This window comes from Paraburkholderia elongata (genome assembly GCF_013177735.1).
GTDB lineage: Bacteria > Pseudomonadota > Gammaproteobacteria > Burkholderiales > Burkholderiaceae > Paraburkholderia > Paraburkholderia elongata.
Genome location: NZ_WOEZ01000086.1, coordinates 44,785 through 64,858 on the forward strand (window position 1 = coordinate 44,785; position 20,074 = coordinate 64,858).

The window sequence follows — 20,074 nt, forward strand, 5'->3', positions numbered from 1 at the left end:
TGTGACACAAGTGCGTCAGGGGGCGTCGTCGGCGTCGCCCACACCTTGCGCCGGTAGCTTGCGATAGATCGTATTGCGCGAGACACCAAGCGCACGGGCGGCGGCCGACACGTTGCCGCCATGCTGCGCGACGGCCTTGGCGATAGCGTTGGCGGCGACGTCTTCCAGCCGCCCGCTTGATAGCGGTACGGTTTCCGTGGTGCCCGCAGGCGCGGCGGCAGCGCTGCGCACGTCGTCGAAGAAGTCGTCAGGCAAATGCTCGCGCCGGAGCTGGCCGTCCTCATCGACCATTGCGGCGGCGGTCCGTAGAAGATTGCCGAGCTGGCGAAAATTGCCGGGCCACGCGCATTGCTCGAACAGCGCCATCACCTCGTCGGCGACACTCAGTCGCTGCCCATCAGCGCTTTCGGATGATGCGGATTGCAGCATCTTCTGGATCACGGCGGACAGATCCGTGCGCTCGCGCAGCGGCGGCAATTTGACCACCAGTCCGTTCAGGCGGTAATACAGGTCTTCGCGAAACCGGTTCTGCACGATCATGTCACGCAGGTCGCGGTGAGTTGCACAAATGATGGCGATATCGACCGGTATCGACTTCGAGGAGCCAAGCGGATTGACGAGGCGCTCCTGCAACACGCGCAGCAACCGCACTTGCAGCGGATAGGGCATGTCGCCGATCTCGTCGAGAAAGAGCGTGCCGCCGTTGGCCTGCAGCAATTTGCCGACGGCTCCTTTGCGTCGCGCACCGGTGAAGGCGCCTTCTTCATAGCCGAACAACTCGGATTCGATCAGCGTTTCCGGTATCGACGCGCAGTTGACCGCAACGAACGCACCCGAGCGGCGCGGCGAGTCGTTGTGGATCGCCTGGGCAAGGAGTTCCTTGCCGGTACCGGTCTCACCGGTGATCAGGATCGGTATGTCCTTGCCGATTACCTTGCGGACTTTGGCGATGACCGCCGCGATCTGCGGGTCGCCGGTGTCCAGATAGCTGAGTCTCGATAGCGCGCTCGCGGCTGGGGGTGGTGACGCCATGCGTTGCGCGGGTCGTGACTCCCGGTGCTCCTCCGGCGGCCAGGCATCATCCGCGCGCGTGGCACGCCGGAATTCGACGTGTGCGCATACCACCGCGCCGTTGCTCAGGTTCAGCGACAGATGCCGGTCCCGGCTGACGCGAAGACGGTCGATCAGCTGCGCGCTGGTGAGGCCGAATAGCGAGGACAGCGTATGCGCGCGCAAGCCGGTGAGCGGCAATCCCAGTTGGAATTGCGCACTACGATTGGCTGACAGGAAGCGGCCATCGCAGGTGAACGCGACGATGCCTTCCATCAAGGTGCCGAGAAATTCGGGCCGGCCGTGAAAGGCAATTTGCAACGTCTCGCGAAAGGTATTGGTAAACAGATGATTCTCGATCATCTGTACGGACATCTTTGCCAGCGCCATGGTGTGCTGGTGATAGCTACGATGATCGCCGGTGACGTCGAGCACGCCAATCAGATCGCCGTACGGATCGAGGATCGGTACGCTGGAGCAGGTGAGAAAGCGATTGGCAGCCAGATAGTGTTGTTCGCCATGCACGACCGTCGGACAGCGCTCGGCGAGCGCCGTGCCGATTGCGTTGGTGCCTTGCCGTTCTTCCGCCCAGTTCGCGCCCGGACGCAGCGCGACTTTCTCGGCCCGCCGGAGAAAATCATCGTCGCCGATCGAGTGAAGAATCAGCCCTTCGGCGTCGGTCAGCACGATCATGCTTTGCGTGTTGACGATCTGCTCGTGCAGCGTTTCCATCACAGGCGTGGCATGCGCGCACAGGACGCGGCTTTGCTCGAGTTTCAATGTGAGCTCGGCCGCCGGCAGCACGTCATAATCCGGCCGCATCGCGGCGCTCAAGCCGAACGTTTCGGAGCGTTCGTGGGATTTCTGAATCGACGGCGTGAGCCAGCCGGCCTCACGAGCCGCCATTGGCGTTACGGCGTGACCGACATCATCGCGCATTGTCTCCTCCTGCTGGTCAGCCCCGGTCGCTTCGCCGGGGTCGTGCTGGTACAACAATAAGCAAGTCCTGCGCCACGTTGGCGGTAATCGCGCGCCGGCAGAGCGTCATCGCCTTTGTGGTTGCGCCGTGGCGGGGCGGTCGATCTACCCGGTTAGCCGCAGCCGCTCAGGCGATGCGAGATTACGCATATTCATCCCGATACGCCAAAGTGGCTTGATTTGCATCAATGCTAGTGAAATGCGCTGCCGCTTCCGCGAAACGTCGGGTTCGCGGCCAGGTACGCCAGCGACAGCGTGTACACCATTGATTCAAATCAATTCACGTGCGAGGAAAGCGCAGATGATGAATTTGTGACTGCCGTCAACCTAGGTGGGGCGCGTCTTCGCGTGGTTCCCGACGAGGTCGGAGTCGTCGCTTGACGCCCGGCATTCCTGCGGAGGTGATCGATGGGAGTCGGCATGCAGATTACGTATCTCGGTTTTGCTGGATCTGCGCGCATCGAAGCCGAGGCTGGCGCGCAGTTAGTGCGCCTCGAACGGTTCAGGGAATACCTTTCCGGCTGCCACCTGGCCGTCGAGGCGATACGCAACGGTCCGTTCCATGGCAAGCCGGCTGGTCTTCTCTATGACGCGCGTCTCGATCTGATTACCCGCACAAATGACCTGATTGCGGTTGAGCACTGCCTCAATGAGGACCCGGGCATAGCGCTCCGCGCGGCATTCGACGCGGCAGAGCGGCGACTCGAACAAACGTTGCGCCGACAGCGCAGTTGATCCGCCATGAGGAGCGAATTCGTAATCGACTTACCAGAGAGGGTGGTCATGGACAAAGATATGCTGGTTGATAGGTAGCGTCGCCGAGCGATTTCTTCGGTTCGCGACCTGCCCGGTGCTGCTGGTTCGCGACGCGATCGTTGCAACCTGAGCGACGCGGAGTTGCCGCCGCGCAGGCGCTTGGGGAGAAAGCCATGATTCGCGCGGAATACCGGATCATCGGCGGTCGAGCAGCGCGAAATAGGGGCATTGCAAAAAATATTCTACCGGCGCTGCGCGAGCATATCGTCGACGATCGGAACAGCAGCGAGAGTAAGAAGTACGACAGCAAGGGGAATGGTCGCCATAAACCCCAGGTGCTTGAAGCCTACGGCGCCTGCCAGGCCACCTGCGAGGAACGACAACAAGAGCGATCCGAGAAGGCGCAGTTTCTGGCGATCTGCGCGAACCGCGCTCCCGGCCGTTGCTCCAACGTTCCAGTAAAAGAACTTGCCGAGTTCGATGCCGATATCCGTCACAAGACCGGTGACGTGCGTTGTGCGTATCTCCGCCTTTGAGATCTTTGTGATCATGGCGTTCTGCAGACCCATCACATAGCACAGAAGACAGACGGTCGCCGGCACGAAAAGGACGCGATGGGTCTCGAGATTTGTGCCAAGCAGGCCAAAGCTGAGGAGCAGCGTAGCCTCGAGCATCAACGGCATCGCGTACAGGCTGTGCAATTGCCGGCGACGCCCCCAGTTGATCAGGATTGCGGACGTGGCGGCCCCGAAAAGGAACGACAACAAGGAACTCAATCCCGCAACGATCGCATTGATTTCGCCGAGCGCGAGGTTGTCGGCGAGCGACGACACAATGCCGGACATGTGGGATGTGTACTGCCCCACAGCGAGGAATCCGCCGGCGTTGGCCGCACCGGCGACGAAAGCTAGCGATCGTCCGAGGCGCAGATTCGCCGCGTCGCTGCGCTCGGGTTTCGTGAATCCTCGAAGATAGTTGATCGGCATGCCGACATTTTATCCGTATGCGCGGCACCGCGCGATGGCCGCCGCTTGCTTCCAGGCGCCGCGGAGTCCCTCGGCGACAGTCACGGTCACGTCGACCTCCTGAATGATGGTTCCCACTGGCAGCACCATGCCCATCGAATTGGCGCTGAACCAGCCGGCGTTGATCATGTTGAGCAGCCAGGTCGTCAAGGCAAAACCGGCGAGGCCGAGTGCAGCGGGATTAGGGGCTTTGATATTCATGATGAAGTCCTCAAGCAAACAGAAATAGACGCCGATTGCGCGGCTGTCGTGAAGACTGGCGCCGCGCAATCGTCACATCGCAATCGAAAGGCGGACCGCTCAGATCGAATCGGCGAACTGGGAAATCACGGCCGGATTGTCAACAGTCGACGTGTCTTGTGAAATCGCTTCGCCTTTCGCGACTGAGCGCAACAACCGGCGCACGACCTTGCCGGAGCGCGTCTTGGGCATTGCGTCGCCAAACCGGAGTATCGGCAGCGTGCACGATCCCGCCGCGAGCGGGGTAGCGCCTGGCAACGGCGAGATCATGTGGCCGCCTGTCTCGGTCTGCCCACTTGATTCACATCAAGAGATGAACTGCGCCGCGCACTGGTCACCTTTCTTCTGATCAGCCTTTGACCGTGCCGCCCGCCGGAGCCGGTGTATCTGATGACCCCGCGCGCTCACTCGGTTCGAGCCGCAAAGCGCCCCAGCCGATCGGCGCAAACACGTGACCGCCCGCGAGTTCGATCTGCTCCACAAATGACTCGAGCGTGACGCCCGCCATGATATGAATCGGTGCATTGCCGACAAAACTTTGCGTACGCAGCCATGGCATCTCGCCGCGATTGATTTCGTTGACGCTGCGCTCCTTACCGTCGTAGCCGAGATCGGGCGTATACAGCGGACCATCGAAGGCGACGGTCAGGATCTGCTCGGGACTATCGGTATAAGGGGCGCCAGCGTGCTGTTCATAAGGCACGCGTTCCCAGCCGTCGCCCCATTGCTGGTCGAGCGTCAAACGCGTGAAATAGGCCCAGGGCGCGCGCACGAAGCAGAGTCCGTACGCATCGCGCGCCGTCCAGATTGGCAGTCATTCCCACAGTAGCACCTCATCCTGGTGGTAGTGTCGACAACGCTCACGGGTTGTCGTCGGCGGCGAAGATTCCGGCTTCCGGCTCCGCGCTTTCATTGTCGACACATTGCACGTGCCAATGGCCCGTCTTCAGCGATCTGCCCGCATCCGGGCACCATTGCGCGCGTCCGGTTTCGCCCTCGATGGCCCAGACGTGCCGTTCAGATCGAGCCCTTCGAGTACGCAGCAGGGCGTCGAATCGTTCGGCCCGCACACGAGCGTGTTGCCGCAATCGACGTGCAAGGCGCCCCATTCCGGCAGTTCGAGCCCCATATGACCCTCGCGTGACCATTGACGTGTTTCATTGTCGAGCCACAGGATGGCGAATGCCATCGGATTGACACGGCCGAACGTGTCGAGGTGGATGGTGAGGCGCATGAGGTTCTCCGTACATTCCACGAACTTGTGCAAACGAACTGGGTGGCTATTGACTCAAAACCCACTGGATCAATGTGTGGGCGTTTTCGGGCGTCAACGGGCCGCCGCGATCCGCTGGCAGCGGCATTGCCATGTCGCCCCAGTGGGCCTTGCCGCCGAGTCGCAGCTTGTGCTCGAGCATCACGCCGGCGTTTGGCACGTCGCGATAACGGTCCGCAATCTGCTGAAACGACGGGGCGAGAAAAGGCGCGTCCCGGGTATGGCAGAACATGCAATGCTGTTGATCGACGAGTGCCGTCGGTTCGGACTGGGCAAGCGCTGCGCCGCTTGCTGCCAGCAACAGCGCAAGTGTGCTTGCAGTGAGATCGTGCAGGTGAGGGGCATTCACGAGACACACTCCAGAACAGGTTCTGAGTTAAGTGTAGGGTCGGTGTCGCCTTCGCGATTGACTCATATCAAGCCAGATGTTTCATGGCAGCCTCATACGAGCCTGGCGAAATTAGGTAATGCAAGCCAGGACAGCGAGTGCACAAGATCATCGTGCACTGCTGCCATATTCGATGATTGACTCAAATCAACCCCCTTTCTCATGCGCGCAGACGTTCGCTTTCCGGCGCCCAGCCGAAGAGGTCACTTGACCTGAATCAAGCCTGATCGCCGGCGAAAACATGTCGACGCGCAAATGGCGCCTATCCTGTTCACAGACGAGTGCCACGCGTGGCGGCACTCTCTTCGCCTTGCCGCGCGGGCGTTGCGGTCGCTCGCATGATGACGCCTTAAGAGCCACGCCCATCTTCAGGCTGCGGTCATGAATATTCATTTTCCCCAGGAACATCCGGAATATTGCGCTCGCGATCTGGTCATCGCCTTTCCGGCAGCGATCGACCGCGTGCGGGTTCAGTGCGCGATTACCGCGGAGGCGCTCGAAGATCACTTTGGCGCAGCGTCGTTACGCGAAGACGACCTGCTCGCCGCGTTCGATACGCACCGTTATGCGATCGAACAGGCAGCGCGGCGTTTACTGGACGAAGTGGGCGCCAGGCCGGTCATGCTGCACAGCGGCTACTTCCGCTTTTGCGACTGAAGCGGTCGTCGGTGGGCCGCTTCGTTCCTACGACACGACTTCGGCAAGCGGACGCCGCGGCGAATGAGGAGTTTGCCGACCGCGGCCGATACGCAGCAGCAATTGCGGTACACCGTCCAGATTCAGCGCGGCACGCAATGTGTCGCGCAGCGAAGCCACTTCGATCGGCTGATTCAGATAGGACGCCGTGATGCCCTCGTCCGCGGCGGTAAGCAGCACCCGTTCAAGCGCCTGACCTGCCGCCAGCCACGCTGCGGCATCGTCCGCTCCGGTGGCGATACACAGCAGTAACGGCGAGCCGGTGACCAGCGTGTGATGGGCGGCCGCCATGCCGCCACCCTGGTCGAACGTGCGAATCACCGAACCTACCAGGGGCACCGCGAGATCGAGCAGGACGCGCATGCCCTGCGACAACGCAGGCATGCCATCCTGACTGCGTTTCGGATGGATCCAGCTCGCGAGTTCGCGCCTGAAGCGCGGATCCTTGAATTGCGTCTGATCGGCTTCAGCGATCAGCGTGGCCAAGCGCTCGCGGATGACCGTGTTTCCGGCGCAGACAATATCCGCGCCCTCGGCGGTGCCCGCTTCCTCGCGCCGCAACTGGAGTTCGACCGGGATGGGCTCGTCAGCGAAGGTTTCACGGGTCGTGACGCGTCGCGGCATTGCGTCGAATAGCGGTGGAAGGCTGGTGTCGCAACGGCCGTCGCGCAAGATCCGCAGATGCGCCAGCACGTCCACGTCGGCTGGCGAGGGAAACAGCGTAATCGCGTAGGCAAGACCGAAGTGGCTTAGCGCAACCCGGAGATTGAAAAGCGCCGCGCCACAGCTGATGATCAGCTCGCGGTCAAAGGGATCGACCATCGGCAGCGCGCGCAAACGGTCCGCGCACAGCGTGATGCAGTCACCGTCGACGATGAAATGCCAAGGCTGCGTATTATGGTTGGATGGCGCCAGGACCGCGTATCGCAGTGCAAACCGCAGTTTTTCCTCGATGCCGGCATTCGGGTCGATTTGATGTTCGTCGATGGACCACGCCGTGTACTGGGGAAGTGCGTTCATTCAGGGCCTCTTGCGCATTTTCCGGATCGCTGACGAGCCGTGCATGCGCTGCCGGTTGTCGGATCACGTCGTTAAGCCATCGTGTCAGATGGCCTTACGCGTGGCTTGACTCAGATCAAACGCTGGTGGTCATATTGCAGTGAAATGAATGCCGGAACTAACGCGGCGCCTGTCAGGCCCGCTCCCGCGGTTCCGCGGTGCGATCTTGGAGAACACAATGCGCGCAATGGTATTCGACGGTAGCGAATCGCGGCTGAACGACATGCAGGTTCCGGAACCGATACCCGCCGCCGGCGAAGTGTTGGTCGACATTCTCGCATGCGGTGTCTGCCGGACCGATCTGCATCTGATCGATCACGAACTGCCGCATCCGAAACAGCCGGTGATTCCAGGGCATGAAATCGTCGGCACGGTCGCGGCGCTCGGCGCGGACGTCACGGGCTTCGCGATCGGCGATCGCGTCGGTGTGCCGTGGGTCGGGCGCACGTGCGGACACTGTCGCTATTGTTTGAGCGCGCGCGAGAACCTGTGCGACGACCCGGGCTTCACCGGCTATACGCTCGACGGCGGCTATGCGGAACGGACAGTCGCCGATAGCCGGTATTGTTTTCATCTGCCGGCGCAATATTCCGACATCGAAGCGGCTCCGCTCCTGTGCGCGGGGCTGATTGGCTATCGCACGCTCAGTATGGCGGGCGACGCACAGCGCATCGGGATTTACGGATTCGGCGCGGCCGCGCATATCGTCGCGCAGATTGCACGCCATCAGGGAAGGTCGGTGTATGCGTTCACGCGCCCCGGCGATACTGCCGCCCAGCAATTGGCGCTGCGCTTGGGCGCCGTCTGGGCCGGCAACAGCGATGAAGCGCCGCCGGACGAACTCGATGCTGCCTTGCTGTTCGCCCCAGTGGGCGCGCTGGTGCCGGTCGCGCTAAAGGCTGTTGCGAAGGGCGGGGTGGTCGTGTGCGGCGGCATTCACATGAGCGACATTCCGTCATTCCCCTATGCGTTCCTGTGGGGCGAGCGGCGCGTGGTATCGGTAGCGAATCTCACGCGTGAGGACGGCGCTGCTTTCATGTGGGTAGCTGCACAAACGCGGCTCGAAATCGAAACAACGACCTATGCACTAGGCGATGCCAATCAGGCGCTCAGCGATCTGCGCGATGGGAAACTGACGGGTGCGGCGGTGCTGTCGATCCGCTAAAACGCCGGATCCGCAGGCACGAAAAAGAGGCGGCAAACGGCGCCGCCTGAACACGCCTCCTCTTTCGAGGGATCGCCGATAAAACCCCGTGCCGCCTGAAGCTACGGCGCAGCACGCCATGCATCTCATCTCTGGGACTAGACGCGCGCGAGGCCTTCGAGGTCGAGAATCCTGATCTGCTTGCCATGCGTATCGACAAGACCGTCTTTCTGAAATTTCGAAAACATGCGGCTGACGGTTTCGAGTTTCATCCCGAGGTAGCTGCCGATCTCCTCGCGTGTCATGCGCAAAATGAATTCCGCCGGCGAATAGCCGCGTGTCTTGAGCCTTCCAGACAGGTTCAGCAGGAATGCAGCGACCCGCTGGTCGGCGGACATCGTGCCGAGCAGCATCATGAGGGTCGCCTCGCGAACGATTTCGCCGCCCATCAGACGATGGACGTGCTGCTGCACCACCTTCACCTCGCGGCACATAACTTCAAGCAGATGGAACGGGATGATGCAGACCTTGCTGTCCTCGAGGGCGATCGCGTCGCAACTGTGCCGGCCCGAGCAGACGCCGTCGAGACCGAGCGAATCGCCGGCCAGCTGGAAGCCGGTAACCTGTTCGCGACCGTCGCGATGCATGACGACGGTCTTGAATGAGCCGGCGCGGACCGCATAGATGCTCTGGAAGGAATCGTTGGCGCGATATAGCGATTCACCGTGTTTAATCGTGTGGGAAACGCAGATCAGCGACTCCAGGCGCTCCAGTTCGGCTGACGTCAAGCCTTGTGGCATGCAGATCGAGCGCATCGTGCAGCTTGAACAGCGCGCGGCGCGGCGAGCCGGGACTGACGCTGTGAGCGCGGGATTGCCTGAAGCCGGCCGCGAGACACGCTGGAGCGGCATGATTTCGGAGTATTCGGCGACATCAGACATGGTGTGTTCCTATGTAATCGAGTAATTGAGGCCACGCGCGCAACGCTCGTGGGCAATCCGCGTGATCGTGTTGCATGCAAGATCGAACTCGCTCGTCTTGTCGAAGAAGTACTGCGCGCCGGCCGCGAGGCACGCCTGCCTGAACCACGCACTTGAGTGATTCGTCAGGACGATCGCGATCACCGAAGACATGCCCTGCGCGAGGCCATGCAGCAGTTCCATAGCGGTGCCGCCGGTCAGGCGTAAATCCACGACCACAACGTCGGCTCCGGTGGTGCCGATACCGGTGAGCGCGGCACCTGATTCCTCGGCTTCGCCGACAATCTCGACACCGTTGATTGCGCCGAAGCGCGCCGCCATCCGTTGTCTGATCGGAATCGCGTCTTCAACGAGGAAGACGCGCAGTGCTTGCTGGTTCGGGCTTGAGTTCATGGCTCGAAGTATCGGCCGCTCCATCTCAAAAAAAAATCGGCGGCGAACGAACTTCGTGTAGGCGAGCGCGAAGGCGTGTAGGGAGTTTCCTACACGCGGCGAATGCAAAGGTGGATATAGTCGCGCGACCGGAGAATTGATGTGAGGATGGGATCTAGCCCGACGGCCGGTGCGCCGCCGGACTAGATTTCGTCGTCTTCGCCGAGCAGCTTGTGGCGCAGCGCGTAACGCACCAGCGCGGCTTCGTGCGGCATCTGCATTTTTTCGAGGATGCGCGTTTTATAAGTGCTCACCGTCTTGCTGCTGACACACAATTCAGCGGCGATTTCGGTGATGGTTTGCCCTGCGGCGATGCGGCGCAGCACATCGAACTCGCGGTCGGACAAGCGTTGATGGGGCAACGTGTCGGCGGGTTCGTTCAGGCTTTGCGCAAAACGCTCGGCCATCGCGAGACTCACATAGACACCCCCGGATGCGACTTTGGTGACTGCGGCCACCAGTTCGGCACTCGCGCTTTCCTTGGTTAGATACCCTGACGCGCCCGCTTTGAAAGCGCGTACCGCATACTGCTGCTCCGCATGCATGGTGAGCACGAGAATCCGCAGCGCGGGTTTTTCGTCCTTGATCTGTCTGATCAGCTCAACGCCGTTTCGTCCTGGCATCGACAGATCTAGCACGAGCACGTCCGCAGCGCTCGAGCGGATCAGCGCAATCGTGCTGACACCGTCATTGGCCTCGCCAACCACCTCGAAGCCGCTTGCGCCTTGCAGGATATGCCGCAGGCCATCACGCACCAGAGCGTGATCGTCGGCTAACAGCACTCGCATCATGTTTGCATCTCCTGCTGTTGCACCGCCGAGACTGGAAAGGTCACGGTCAACTTAAAGCCCTTGCCACTGGAAGTGTGGATTTCGACTGTGCCGCCCAGCATGTGCGCACGCTCGCGGATACCGAGCAAACCAAACGATTTCTCGGTGGAGGGGGCGGTGTGGCTCGAACCCTGACCGTTGTCCGCAATTTGCACGACGCACACGCCGCCCTCGACATGCACCGTCAGCGTGACGAGCGTCGCTTCCGCATGACGGGCGACATTGGTCAGCGCTTCCTGCACGATGCGAAATAGCGTCGTCGCGCCTGCCGACGTAAAGCAGGTGTCGCCGACTTCGATCCAGCGCTCCACATCGATGCCGTAGCGGTTGGTAAAGTCGTTGGCGAGCCATTCGATTGCGGGAATCAGGCCGAGATCGTCGAGCATGACCGGACGCAGGTCGGCAGCGATACGGCGCACGGAGGCCACCGTCGCATCGATCAACCGGCGCATCCCCCGCAATTGCTGCAGCAGGCGCGGGTCGGCGGTGTTTTCAAGCTCCTGTTCGACCGACGAAATGTCCATCTTGAGGGCGGTCAATTGCTGCCCGAGGTCGTCGTGCAGTTCACGTGCGATGCGGGTTTTTTCTTCCTCACGAACTTTCTGCAGATTCGCCGAGAGTTCGCGCAACTCCTCGCGCGTTTGACGCTGCGCATTTTCCGCTTTGACCCGCTCGGTGATGTCACGCAGCATGACCGTGTATAGCTTGCCATCGCCGTCGCGGATCTGCGAGATCGACGCTTCAATAGGAAACTCTTCGCCGTTGTTCCGCAAGCCGAACAGCACACGCTGCTTGCCCATTTGCCGGTCGGAAACGCCGGTCACGCCGAACTGTTCGACGTGCCGCTCGTGCCCTGCGCGAAAGCGCTCGGGAATGAAGCGCGAGAGCGAGGCGCCGACCGCTTCCATCGCGGTGCATCCAAAAACCTGTTCAGCCATTGGATTGAAGATGACGATGTTCTGCCGTTCGTCGACGGTGATGATGGCTTCCATCGATGACCGGATGATCCCCATCATGCGTGCTTCGTTCAGGTTTAACTGGCTGCGCGCTTCGCTCGTCGTGGCAGATCCGACACCGCGTTCGCAGGCGATCAGGAAAGCAATGGCGCCGAACAGGCATGCCGCCGCGATGCCGGCGATCAGCACCGCGGTTTCTGCAAATGCGTCCTCGGCTCGCAGAGAGCGGCTGCTCGCCGTATAGGACAGCGTGAGAGGTTCACCGCCGACACGCAGGGTCGCGGTTTTACGCATGACGGGCGCGCGCTCCGCGGGATCGTCGTCCCCGGCGGCGGACGAATAAAGCAGCGTAGCGGGGGTTCCGCTCAATACCTGCAAGTCGATGCTTCGTTGTCGCGCGAGGGCGTTATCGAACACACGGCCGCTGTCCAGCGCCGCCACCAGCAGTCGCTTGATGCCCGCGCGCCGCGCCTGTGGTGTGGGCGGCAACCCGCCGTCCGAATACACTGGAAAATAGATGTAAAGACGCGGACGGGTGTTCGAACCGATGTCGCCGAATGGCGCAGCACCAGCGTTGAGCGCGCTTGCTCCTGTGTCGATGGCTCGCAGCAATGCCTTACGGCTCGCGGGAGCACCAGCCAGGTCGTAGCCGACTGGCATCGCATCCGCAGTGGCCGGCGCCATCTGCGTTACCGGCGCGACGGGTTGCGTCGTGGCGGCCACGTTACCGGCGTCGCCGGTCAGGCGAGCGACACCGTCGGCGTCCACGTCTGCGTAGCCAAGCGCGCGCACGACGGATGACGTTTCGTCCAGATCGAGCTGCGCGACATATAGGTGCCAGGCATCCGCATTGACCGCAGGCGCGACGGCGAGCAAGCCGCGCGCGCCGCGCAGCAACGATTCTCCGGTGACGAATTCGCGCTGCAGATCAGCGGTGATTTGCGCAGTGCGCTGATCGAAGCGGCTGTTGGCGGCGCGTAGTGACTGCTCGCCGACCCAGCGCCACGCGCCGAGCGCAGCCACAAGAACGACAGCAAATGTGACCGCCGCGACAAGCACGGGACGCCGCTCAGGTGGGACAACACGCGTGGGCGAAAGCGATTTTTTGGCGAAGGGCGTCTTACCGCGAAAGAGCATGTGCGCCTCATTGGATAGTGGGCAATCCGCAGCGCTGGCTGATGGCGCAGGCGCGGATCGGGGAACGTCACTATGATTTTCTTTGTTTGCGACCAACCGGTATAACGCGTGCGTTGCCTATTGTGCGCGATCCGCACGGATCGTGCCAGCATGCCGCGAATTCACCATGGGAGTCGCGCCGTACACGAAGGTGGGCAGGCAGCAAGCCGTCGGCACTTGATGATCGCCAAGCATATTCCGCGCTGCGAACCGCAGACTGAAAGTTCGTCGCCGCCCAAATAGCCGTGGCCGTTCAGGACAGCGGCGAATTCAAGGAGAAGGTCATGTACAAACGTGTAGCAGAAGAATGTGAAGCCGATCTCGTTGTAATGGGCACGCATGGGCGGCGAGGCATCGGCCGGCTGTTTCTCGGCAGTGTCGCCGAGGCGTTTGTGCGGCGTGCGGAGATGCCCGTTCTACTGGTTCCGCGCGAACGTGATGCGGACGAAATACCGTCGAACCTATAATTGTGCGGTGGTGCGCCGGGGGAACCGAGGCTCCCAAAAAGTAGCGCCCTGAAAACCGGGCGCTTTAATTTGCGCGAGGGTTTTTTTCGCGCAATTCCTGAATTGTCAGATCAGTGCGACATCAGCACCGGCACGGTCATCGATTCAAGCATGGTCCGTGTGACGCCGCCGAGCAGCAGTTCCTGTGCGCGTGCATGCCCGTATGCGCCCATCACCAGCAGATCGATATGACGATCGGCCACCATGTTCAGCAGCATCGCGCCTGTAGGGACGCCGGCCACCTTGGGCACGGCCGAAAATCCCGCCTGGATGTTGTGCCGTTCGAGCCGCGCGGCGACCTCGATGCCGGCTGGCGCTTCGCTACCCTCGTGTCGCTGCACGGTCATCAAGGTGACGAATTTCGCACGTTTGATCACCGGTAAGGCATCGGCCATGGCCCTGGCGCTTTCGCGGCTGCCGTCCCACGCGATCAGCACGTTTTCGGCGAACGAACGGATAGTCCCGGCATAGGGCAGCACAATGCCGGGGCGGCCCGAGCTCATCAGCACGTCCTCGACAAAGTGGCGTGCAATGTAGGATGAAGGGTCGTCCGGATCGTATTGGCCGAGAATCAGGAGGTCGGCGTGGCGCGCGTGCAGGACCGCCGTTTCCACAGCCGGTCCTGTCGGCGCCCGCCATTCCACGCTGCGCCCGGCTCGTTCGGCCGCCGCCAGGAAGCGCGCTTGCGCGCCTTTGAGGTTGTTATCGCGCTGCGCCTCGCGAGTCGCGACCCACGGGCGTTCGCCGTGAAGAAACATCGGCTGCGTTAGATCCTGACAAACCATGTACAGTCCGATCAGATGCGCGTCGTGCCGGCTGGCCATTTCAAACGCGAATTCGATTCGCGCAGCGCTATGGGTGCTGTCGTCGAGATGCACCAGCAGGGTTTTGCAGGTCATGACGGCTCCTTGATGGATTCTGTTGCTTGTGCGCCGCTTGTCACGGGTTTGCCGCCGTGCGCCGAGATCATCAGCACCGGGCACTGCGCAATGCGCAGAAAACGTTCGGCGACACTGCCGAGCACCAACCGCCGGAAACCCCGCCGCCCGTGCGTGCCCATCACCACCACGTCGGCCTTGAATTCGCTTGCCGCGCGCAGTATGCAATGGGCAATGTCGTTGCCCGCCAGGTCGGTTTCGACGATGCGCGGCGTGCCCTGCACGCCGGCTCGCTTCATGCTCGCGACAGCGTCGTCCATCACATGTCTGCCTTGCTCCAATAGTGCATTGCGGGCATGGGTCAGGTCGGAACCGGGCAAGTCATATACCAGCAACGGGACGTCCACGACAAAAAGGGGCTGCAGTTTTGCGCCGGCGTCGTGCGCGAACTGCAACGCTGCGTCGAGGGCGCGCGTGGACGTTTCACTGCCCTCGACGGCGACCAGAATCTGCTGATACATGGCGAACTCTCCTGAATGGAACTGACCCGGTGCTTCCGTTCATCAATGCGACATCAGTACCGGCACGGTCATCGATTGCAGGATCGTGCGGGTCGCTCCGCCCATCACCAGCTCCTGCCAGCGAGCATGGCCATAGCCGCCCATCACGAGCAGATCCGCACCGATCCCGGACGCCTGCGACAGCAGCGCGTCGCCGATCGACGCGCCAGTGCCGGCTTCGATCTCCTTGACCTCGACGTTGACGCCATGCCGGGCGATGAGCGTCGCGATGTCCGCGCCCGGAATGCGTGGGCGCGGCTCGCCACGCGCGCCGTTGACGGTGACGACCGTGGTGGTTTTCGCCGCGCGCATGAACGGCAGCGCATCGTGGACCGCGCGGGTGGCTTCGCGGCTGCCGTCCCAGCAGACCATCACGTGTGTGCCGGGCGACGTGACGCTACTGGCGTAAGGCATCAGCAACACGGGACGGCCCGAGGACATGATCAGGTTTTCAGGAAAATAGTCGCCGACATACGACTCCGGATCGTTCGGGTCGTCCTGGCCGGCGATGATCAGATCGGCGCACCGGCCGCGATACGGCACGGCGAGGTTTGCCGGGGCCTCGACGGCAATCCACTCGCCGGCGACCTGCGCGCGGCTCAACTCCGCATGAAAGAGCCGCTCGAGCGCGCCGCGGCGTTCCGCGCGCAACTGCTCGTGCGTGCCGTAGTATTCGGCGGTTCCGGCCATCACGTAGAGCGAGCGCGGATCGGGCGTGAACACCGCAAACACGCCAGTCAGATGGGCACCGAACTGCCTGGCGAGCCGCAGCGCGAGTTCGAACCGGGGATGCGCGTGCTGACTCATATCCAGATGGACGACGATGGTCTTGTAGGTCATTGCAACGCTCCAGAAGTGGACGAGTGGCGCATGAACGCGTGATCTGAGTCTATGAGTTGGGTGGCCGGCGACGTTGATTCAGATCAACGGTGCGCTAGCGCCCGATTAGCGCCCGATACTTGATCTGCGTTGCGCCGAGCGCAATCCGCTGTCAGGCCACCACGTGAAAGCCCGCGTCCGTGTAAACCGTCGAGCCGGTCAGCGTCATGCCTGCCTCGCTCGCGAGCACGGCAGCGATCCGGCCGATTTCCTCGATCGTGACGAGGTGCTGTGCCGGCGTTCGCGCGCGGACCTCATCGAGCAATCCGTCGAAGTGGTCGATACCCGACGCGGCACGTGTTTTCACCGCGCCGGCGGAGATCGCGTGGACATGAATGCGGCGCGCGGCCAGATCGGCGGCCAGATAGCGGACGCTCGACTCGAGCGCCGCCTTCGCCGGTCCCATCACGTTGTAGTGATCGACTGCGCGCTCGGCGCCATAAAAACTCACGGTCATCAGGCTGCCACCGCCGGACATCAGCGGTAGCGCGAGCTTCGTCATGCGGATAAACGAGTGGCACGACACATCCATCGCGAGTGCGAAGCCGTCGGCGGAGCAATCGACGAGGCTCGCGTGCAGGTCGTCGCCGGGCGCGAACGCGATCGAATGAAGTACAAAATCAAGTCGTCCCCAATCGTTCGAGATATGCTCGAACACCGCTTCCAGTTGCCCGGCAACACGTACGTCGCAAGGCATCACAATTGCGGCCTCGAGCGCCTCGGCGACCGGCCGGACAAAAGGTTCGGCCTTTTCGTTCAGGTAGGTCACGGCCAGTTCCGCGCCGGCCTCGCGAAACGACGCCGCGCGGCCGGCGGCGATACTGTGCTCGTTGGCAATGCCGACAACGAGTCCGCGCTTGCCCGACAGATCGATGATTGGCTTCATGACTTGATCTCCTCCCGGTGGTGCACCGCGACAGCCTCATCGGCGATGATCTGCTCCTCGTCGGTGGGCAGCACGAGAACGGTGACCCGGCTGCACGCGCTGCTGATGACGCGGGCATTGCTGCCGTTGGCGTGCGGGTCGAGATCGACGCCGAGCCATGCAAGCCGCTCGCATATCGCGGCGCGTACTTCAGGCTGGTGTTCGCCGATGCCGGCCGTGAACACGAAACTGTCCAGACCGCCCAGCGTGGCGGCAAGCCGCGCCGTCTCGCCGGCAATGCGGAACGTAAAGAGATCGCGTGCTTCGCGAGCCTCGGGACGCTCGCTCGCGAGCAGTTCACGACTGTCCGCACTGATACCGGAAACGCCGAGCAGGCCGGACTGCTCATACAGCATCGTCTCGACTTTCTTGACGTCGAGGGCCTTTTGGTCGAGCAGATGGAGCACGACACCGGCATCGAGCACGCCGCAGCGGGTCGACATCGGGATGCCGTCGAGCGTCGAAAAGCCCATGCTGGAGTCGCGACTCATCCCCGCCTCTAACGCACACAGACTTGCGCCGCTGCCCAGGTGCGCGGCGATGACCTTGCCGCGCGCGCGGCGCGGGAACTGACGCGCGAACTCGCCAATGACGAACTGATAGGAGAGACCGTGAAAGCCGTAGCGCTTGATGCCCTGGTCGAAGAGCGGGCGCGGAATCGCAAAGCGCCGTACGAGATCGGTCTGGGTGCGGTGAAATGCCGTGTCGAACGACGCCGTCTGCAGAAGATACGGCCGCAGATGCCGGATGGCCCGGATGAGTCGCACGCTCTGCGGCTGGTGCAGTGGGGCGAGCGGCACGAGCGCGGCGATGGCCGCGAGCGTTGCGTCGTCGATCGCCGCGGGCCCGGCAAAACGATCGCCGCCGTGCACCACGCGATGGCCGACGCAAACCAGATCGTCGAGAGGAAAGTGCGCAGCGAACCGTCCGAGCGTCTCGTCGAGGACTTCGTGAAGGTCGTCGGTGACGGCCGCTTTGAGCGGAATGTCGTTCGCCCCGTCGCCGTGGACGAGATGAAGGCGCAACGGCTGATGCCGCAAATCGATTAAGCCATGACCGATTCTCGACGCCGCGCTGTCCAGTACGCTGTATAAGCCGATCTTGATGGTTGATGAGCCGGGATTGACCGTCAGCAGGGGTGGGGCGATCACGGTCGCCGTGCCTAGCAACACCACGTCGGCCGCCTGACTCGTGCAACAGGTGTCGAGCCGGACGATCCGCTTGTCGCAAAGCTACCGGCAGGTTCGTCAGGATGAGATCACGGCCGATATCGTGGAGCTCGCGGCGGGCGCCGTGGCAGGCGTCTGAACGTACAACCGTGCCGCGCGGTTCCAACAGGACGCGGCACGGTGACCACTAGCGGTCACCGAACGTCGAAAACGCCTTGTACACGATTCGCGGATCATGCTGGCCTTTGTAGACATCCGGTGCTGCAAGATCGAGCCCGAGCAGCGCGTACACCGCATTCTGCGCGGAGCGTACCGAGTATTCGACGGTGAAGACGACATCGTTGGGCAACTCGCAGAACTGTCCCGTGAACGCCAGATTTTGCCAGCCGTCCGGCACCACGTGCGGCCGGTCGCCTTTGCTGCGCCGCAGGAACTGGCTCGTGATGAATGGCATCATGCATGGAATGCAGTTGGCGTGCTCGAGAATGCGGGATGCCTCTGCGTCGATCCGCAAGTGGCCAAGGATTTCGGTCAGAATTTCGCGGCCGGTACATGCCGACATCGGCTTCCCCACGAAATCGCCGGGCTGGTCGACCCGCAAGCCGTAGCCCCACAGCACCTGCACGTCCGCGGGTTGGCCGATGAAATGCGGCTGATGCGGCACCACGATAGAGGCAAGCCAGCTCGACTCCGCAAACGTAATCAGGCCGCCTTCACCTGGCGTATTTCCCGTCATGTCGCGGATCAGCCGGAACAGCGTCGGGTCGCGCAACGTCACCGTGAACGACAGCCACTTCGACTCGTCGATATGATCCGCGAAAACGGAAGGGTGGCCGAACTCGGGGCGGCCCGCTGCGATCGTCTTCCACAGGTGCCAGGCGCCCGTGCTGTCGACAGTATTCAAAGGCGCCGGGTGATCCATGCCGCCCAGGCTGGAGCTGGCGGTCATCGATCCGAGCGTGACGATGACCTTGTCTGCCGCTCCGACCGGTATCTCGAGGCGCCGACGCGCGGTTTCGCAAACGATGCCGCGGACCCGGTTTTCCACGCCAGTTTCGTCGACCAACAGATCGGTGATCCGGGTGTTCGGCTGGAACGCAACGCCGTGGTCATCCAGCCAGCGGCGCAGCGGCCGGACCATCGAGTCGTACTGGTTATAGACGGTGCGCATGATGCCGTGCAGCTGGTTGAATCCGGAGGACATATGCGCGAAGCGCAGCAGATAGCGCCGGAATTCGACCACGCTATGCCACGGCTGGAAAGCAAACGTCGTACACCACATCAACCAGAAATTGGTCTCGAAGAAAGACGAATCGAAGTGATCGGAAATCCGGCTGTTACCGAGCATGATTTCGGGTTCGATCGACAGACGGCCCAGCGTCAGCAGGTGGTGTTCATCCAGTCCGTAAGCGGGAGAATCCTCGCGTTTGCCGTTCCTGAGGAGCCGCGACCTTGACGAGGTTCTGATGGTTTCGTTCCAGTCGAAGATCTCCTGTGTCACGCTTTTGCTGCCGTTCAGAGCCGGTATCGACGAGAACAGGTCATAGGTGCACAGATACTTGCTTTCGAGCATGCGGCCGCCGCGCACGACGTAGCCGCTTTCCGCAGAACCCGAACCGTCGAGGCTGCCGCCCGGCTTGTCGAGCGCTTCCAGAATGGTGATGTCACAGCCGCGCACATGCCCATCGCGGATCAGGAAGGCAGCCGCAGCTAACGAAGCGATGCCGCCGCCGACGAGGTAGAACTTGGCGTCCTCTGCGTGGTTGCGGTCAACTTCAGCGGTAAGGGATCGTTCGGGAAGCTGATCAGAGTTTTGCACGTCGATATTCCTTTTCATGTTCGTCGCCATCCGAATGCAACCGGGCCGCCCGGAGGCGCACGGCAGATGTTGATCCACCATACCCGCGGCGCCGGCGTACCGATTGAGTTGGATCAAGCACCGATCACGAGCACGCGCGCTTGATTGCCCCGATATCGCGCGATCGGGTTCATGCTCTGCTGCGGCCAATTGCCGGCTCGGATTCGGCATATCTCGTAACTTCATGATCCGTGTCAAAGCCGGCCGGGGTCGCGCCCATACGATGGCTCAGCAGGTCGCGTTATCCCGCTTACCGAAGCGGCGGCTTAGTGAACAGACGCTGGCCGGGATCAGCATTGCAATTCAGCGTCGTAAC

At 62.1% G+C, this 20,074-nt stretch carries 19 protein-coding genes and 3 pseudogenes; 4 read left to right on the forward strand and 18 right to left on the reverse strand.

The features are described from left to right. Window positions 1-15 precede the first annotated feature (15 nt). Entirely contained in the window at window positions 16-1,989 is a 1,974-nt protein-coding gene (locus tag GNZ13_RS16490) for a sigma-54-dependent Fis family transcriptional regulator (protein ID WP_172166218.1), read from the reverse strand. A gap of 447 nt (window positions 1,990-2,436) precedes the next feature. Here GNZ13_RS16490 and GNZ13_RS16495 point away from each other — a divergent pair, with 447 nt between their 5' ends. Then, window positions 2,437-2,763 carry a hypothetical protein gene (locus GNZ13_RS16495; RefSeq protein WP_172166221.1) on the forward strand — a complete coding sequence of 109 codons (327 nt, stop codon included), beginning with the start codon at window positions 2,437-2,439 and terminating at the stop codon, window positions 2,761-2,763. Window positions 2,764-3,026: 263 nt separating this feature from the next. Here GNZ13_RS16495 and GNZ13_RS16505 read toward each other — a convergent pair whose 3' ends face one another. The 6 genes and pseudogenes from GNZ13_RS16505 to GNZ13_RS16530 all read right to left on the reverse strand — a co-directional run bounded on the left by GNZ13_RS16505 (window position 3,027) and on the right by GNZ13_RS16530 (window position 5,623). Beyond that, a complete protein-coding gene (locus GNZ13_RS16505) occupies window positions 3,027-3,770 on the reverse strand; it encodes a YoaK family protein (RefSeq protein ID WP_172166224.1) in 744 nt (247 codons plus the stop codon). A 114-nt stretch (window positions 3,771-3,884) separates the two neighbouring features. Then, window positions 3,885-4,010: pseudogene (locus tag GNZ13_RS16510) on the reverse strand (GPR1/FUN34/YaaH family transporter); the annotation flags it as partial. A gap of 99 nt (window positions 4,011-4,109) precedes the next feature. Then, window positions 4,110-4,319: a hypothetical protein gene (locus tag GNZ13_RS16515; protein ID WP_172166137.1), complete on the reverse strand. Its 210-nt coding sequence runs from the start codon at window positions 4,317-4,319 to the stop codon at window positions 4,110-4,112. Between the two features lie 79 nt (window positions 4,320-4,398). Then, window positions 4,399-4,873 (reverse strand): annotated as a pseudogene (locus GNZ13_RS16520) (hypothetical protein). 36 nt (window positions 4,874-4,909) lie between these two features. Continuing rightward, window positions 4,910-5,283, reverse strand: a pseudogene (locus tag GNZ13_RS16525) (DUF3564 domain-containing protein). Window positions 5,284-5,329: 46 nt separating this feature from the next. Further along, window positions 5,330-5,623 (reverse strand): c-type cytochrome, encoded by a 294-nt coding sequence (locus GNZ13_RS16530; protein WP_407945642.1) that lies wholly within the window; start codon window positions 5,621-5,623, stop codon window positions 5,330-5,332. 468 nt (window positions 5,624-6,091) lie between these two features. Between GNZ13_RS16530 and GNZ13_RS16535 the strand changes: the two genes are divergently transcribed. Continuing rightward, on the forward strand, window positions 6,092-6,367 hold the full coding sequence (locus GNZ13_RS16535; protein ID WP_172166227.1) for a DUF1488 family protein: 276 nt from the start codon (window positions 6,092-6,094) through the stop codon (window positions 6,365-6,367). 27 nt (window positions 6,368-6,394) lie between these two features. Here GNZ13_RS16535 and GNZ13_RS16540 read toward each other — a convergent pair whose 3' ends face one another. After that, window positions 6,395-7,426, reverse strand: coding sequence for an Acg family FMN-binding oxidoreductase (locus GNZ13_RS16540; RefSeq protein ID WP_172166230.1), 1,032 nt, complete (start codon window positions 7,424-7,426; stop codon window positions 6,395-6,397). A gap of 217 nt (window positions 7,427-7,643) precedes the next feature. Between GNZ13_RS16540 and GNZ13_RS16545 the strand changes: the two genes are divergently transcribed. Beyond that, a complete protein-coding gene (locus tag GNZ13_RS16545; RefSeq protein WP_172166233.1) occupies window positions 7,644-8,630 on the forward strand; it encodes a zinc-dependent alcohol dehydrogenase family protein in 987 nt (328 codons plus the stop codon). 137 nt (window positions 8,631-8,767) lie between these two features. Here GNZ13_RS16545 and GNZ13_RS16550 read toward each other — a convergent pair whose 3' ends face one another. From GNZ13_RS16550 to GNZ13_RS16565, 4 genes are all read right to left on the reverse strand, one after another. Then, window positions 8,768-9,550 (reverse strand): helix-turn-helix domain-containing protein, encoded by a 783-nt coding sequence (locus tag GNZ13_RS16550; RefSeq protein ID WP_172166236.1) that lies wholly within the window; start codon window positions 9,548-9,550, stop codon window positions 8,768-8,770. 9 nt (window positions 9,551-9,559) lie between these two features. Beyond that, on the reverse strand, window positions 9,560-9,982 hold the full coding sequence (locus tag GNZ13_RS16555) for a response regulator (protein WP_172166239.1): 423 nt from the start codon (window positions 9,980-9,982) through the stop codon (window positions 9,560-9,562). A 182-nt stretch (window positions 9,983-10,164) separates the two neighbouring features. Continuing rightward, entirely contained in the window at window positions 10,165-10,812 is a 648-nt protein-coding gene (locus GNZ13_RS16560; RefSeq protein WP_172166241.1) for a response regulator, read from the reverse strand. Further along, on the reverse strand, window positions 10,809-12,944 hold the full coding sequence (locus GNZ13_RS16565; protein ID WP_172166243.1) for a sensor histidine kinase: 2,136 nt from the start codon (window positions 12,942-12,944) through the stop codon (window positions 10,809-10,811). Before GNZ13_RS16565 ends, GNZ13_RS16560 begins: the two co-directional genes overlap by 4 nt. A 323-nt stretch (window positions 12,945-13,267) precedes the next feature. On the opposite strand from GNZ13_RS16565, the gene GNZ13_RS16570 reads away from it, so the two are divergent. Beyond that, the gene (locus tag GNZ13_RS16570) at window positions 13,268-13,450 is read left to right on the forward strand and encodes a universal stress protein (RefSeq protein WP_407945640.1); all 183 of its coding nucleotides are present in this window, start codon (window positions 13,268-13,270) and stop codon (window positions 13,448-13,450) included. Window positions 13,451-13,560: 110 nt separating this feature from the next. Here GNZ13_RS16570 and GNZ13_RS16575 read toward each other — a convergent pair whose 3' ends face one another. The 6 genes from GNZ13_RS16575 to GNZ13_RS16600 form a co-directional block, all read right to left on the reverse strand. Continuing rightward, entirely contained in the window at window positions 13,561-14,388 is an 828-nt protein-coding gene (locus tag GNZ13_RS16575; protein WP_172166245.1) for a universal stress protein, read from the reverse strand. Further along, a complete protein-coding gene (locus GNZ13_RS16580; RefSeq protein WP_172166247.1) occupies window positions 14,385-14,888 on the reverse strand; it encodes a universal stress protein in 504 nt (167 codons plus the stop codon). Before GNZ13_RS16580 ends, GNZ13_RS16575 begins: the two co-directional genes overlap by 4 nt. Window positions 14,889-14,930: 42 nt before the next feature. Beyond that, complete coding sequence (locus tag GNZ13_RS16585) at window positions 14,931-15,767, reverse strand: universal stress protein (RefSeq protein ID WP_172166249.1); 837 nt, start codon at window positions 15,765-15,767, stop codon at window positions 14,931-14,933. Between the two features lie 151 nt (window positions 15,768-15,918). Further along, the gene (gene fabI, locus GNZ13_RS16590) at window positions 15,919-16,680 is read right to left on the reverse strand and encodes an enoyl-ACP reductase FabI (RefSeq protein ID WP_172166377.1); all 762 of its coding nucleotides are present in this window, start codon (window positions 16,678-16,680) and stop codon (window positions 15,919-15,921) included. An 8-nt stretch (window positions 16,681-16,688) separates the two neighbouring features. Then, the gene (locus GNZ13_RS16595; protein ID WP_172166379.1) at window positions 16,689-17,882 is read right to left on the reverse strand and encodes an acetate/propionate family kinase; all 1,194 of its coding nucleotides are present in this window, start codon (window positions 17,880-17,882) and stop codon (window positions 16,689-16,691) included. 205 nt (window positions 17,883-18,087) lie between these two features. Further along, window positions 18,088-19,719, reverse strand: a complete 1,632-nt coding sequence (locus GNZ13_RS16600) for an oleate hydratase (protein ID WP_407945641.1) — start codon at window positions 19,717-19,719, stop codon at window positions 18,088-18,090. Window positions 19,720-20,074 lie beyond the last annotated feature (355 nt).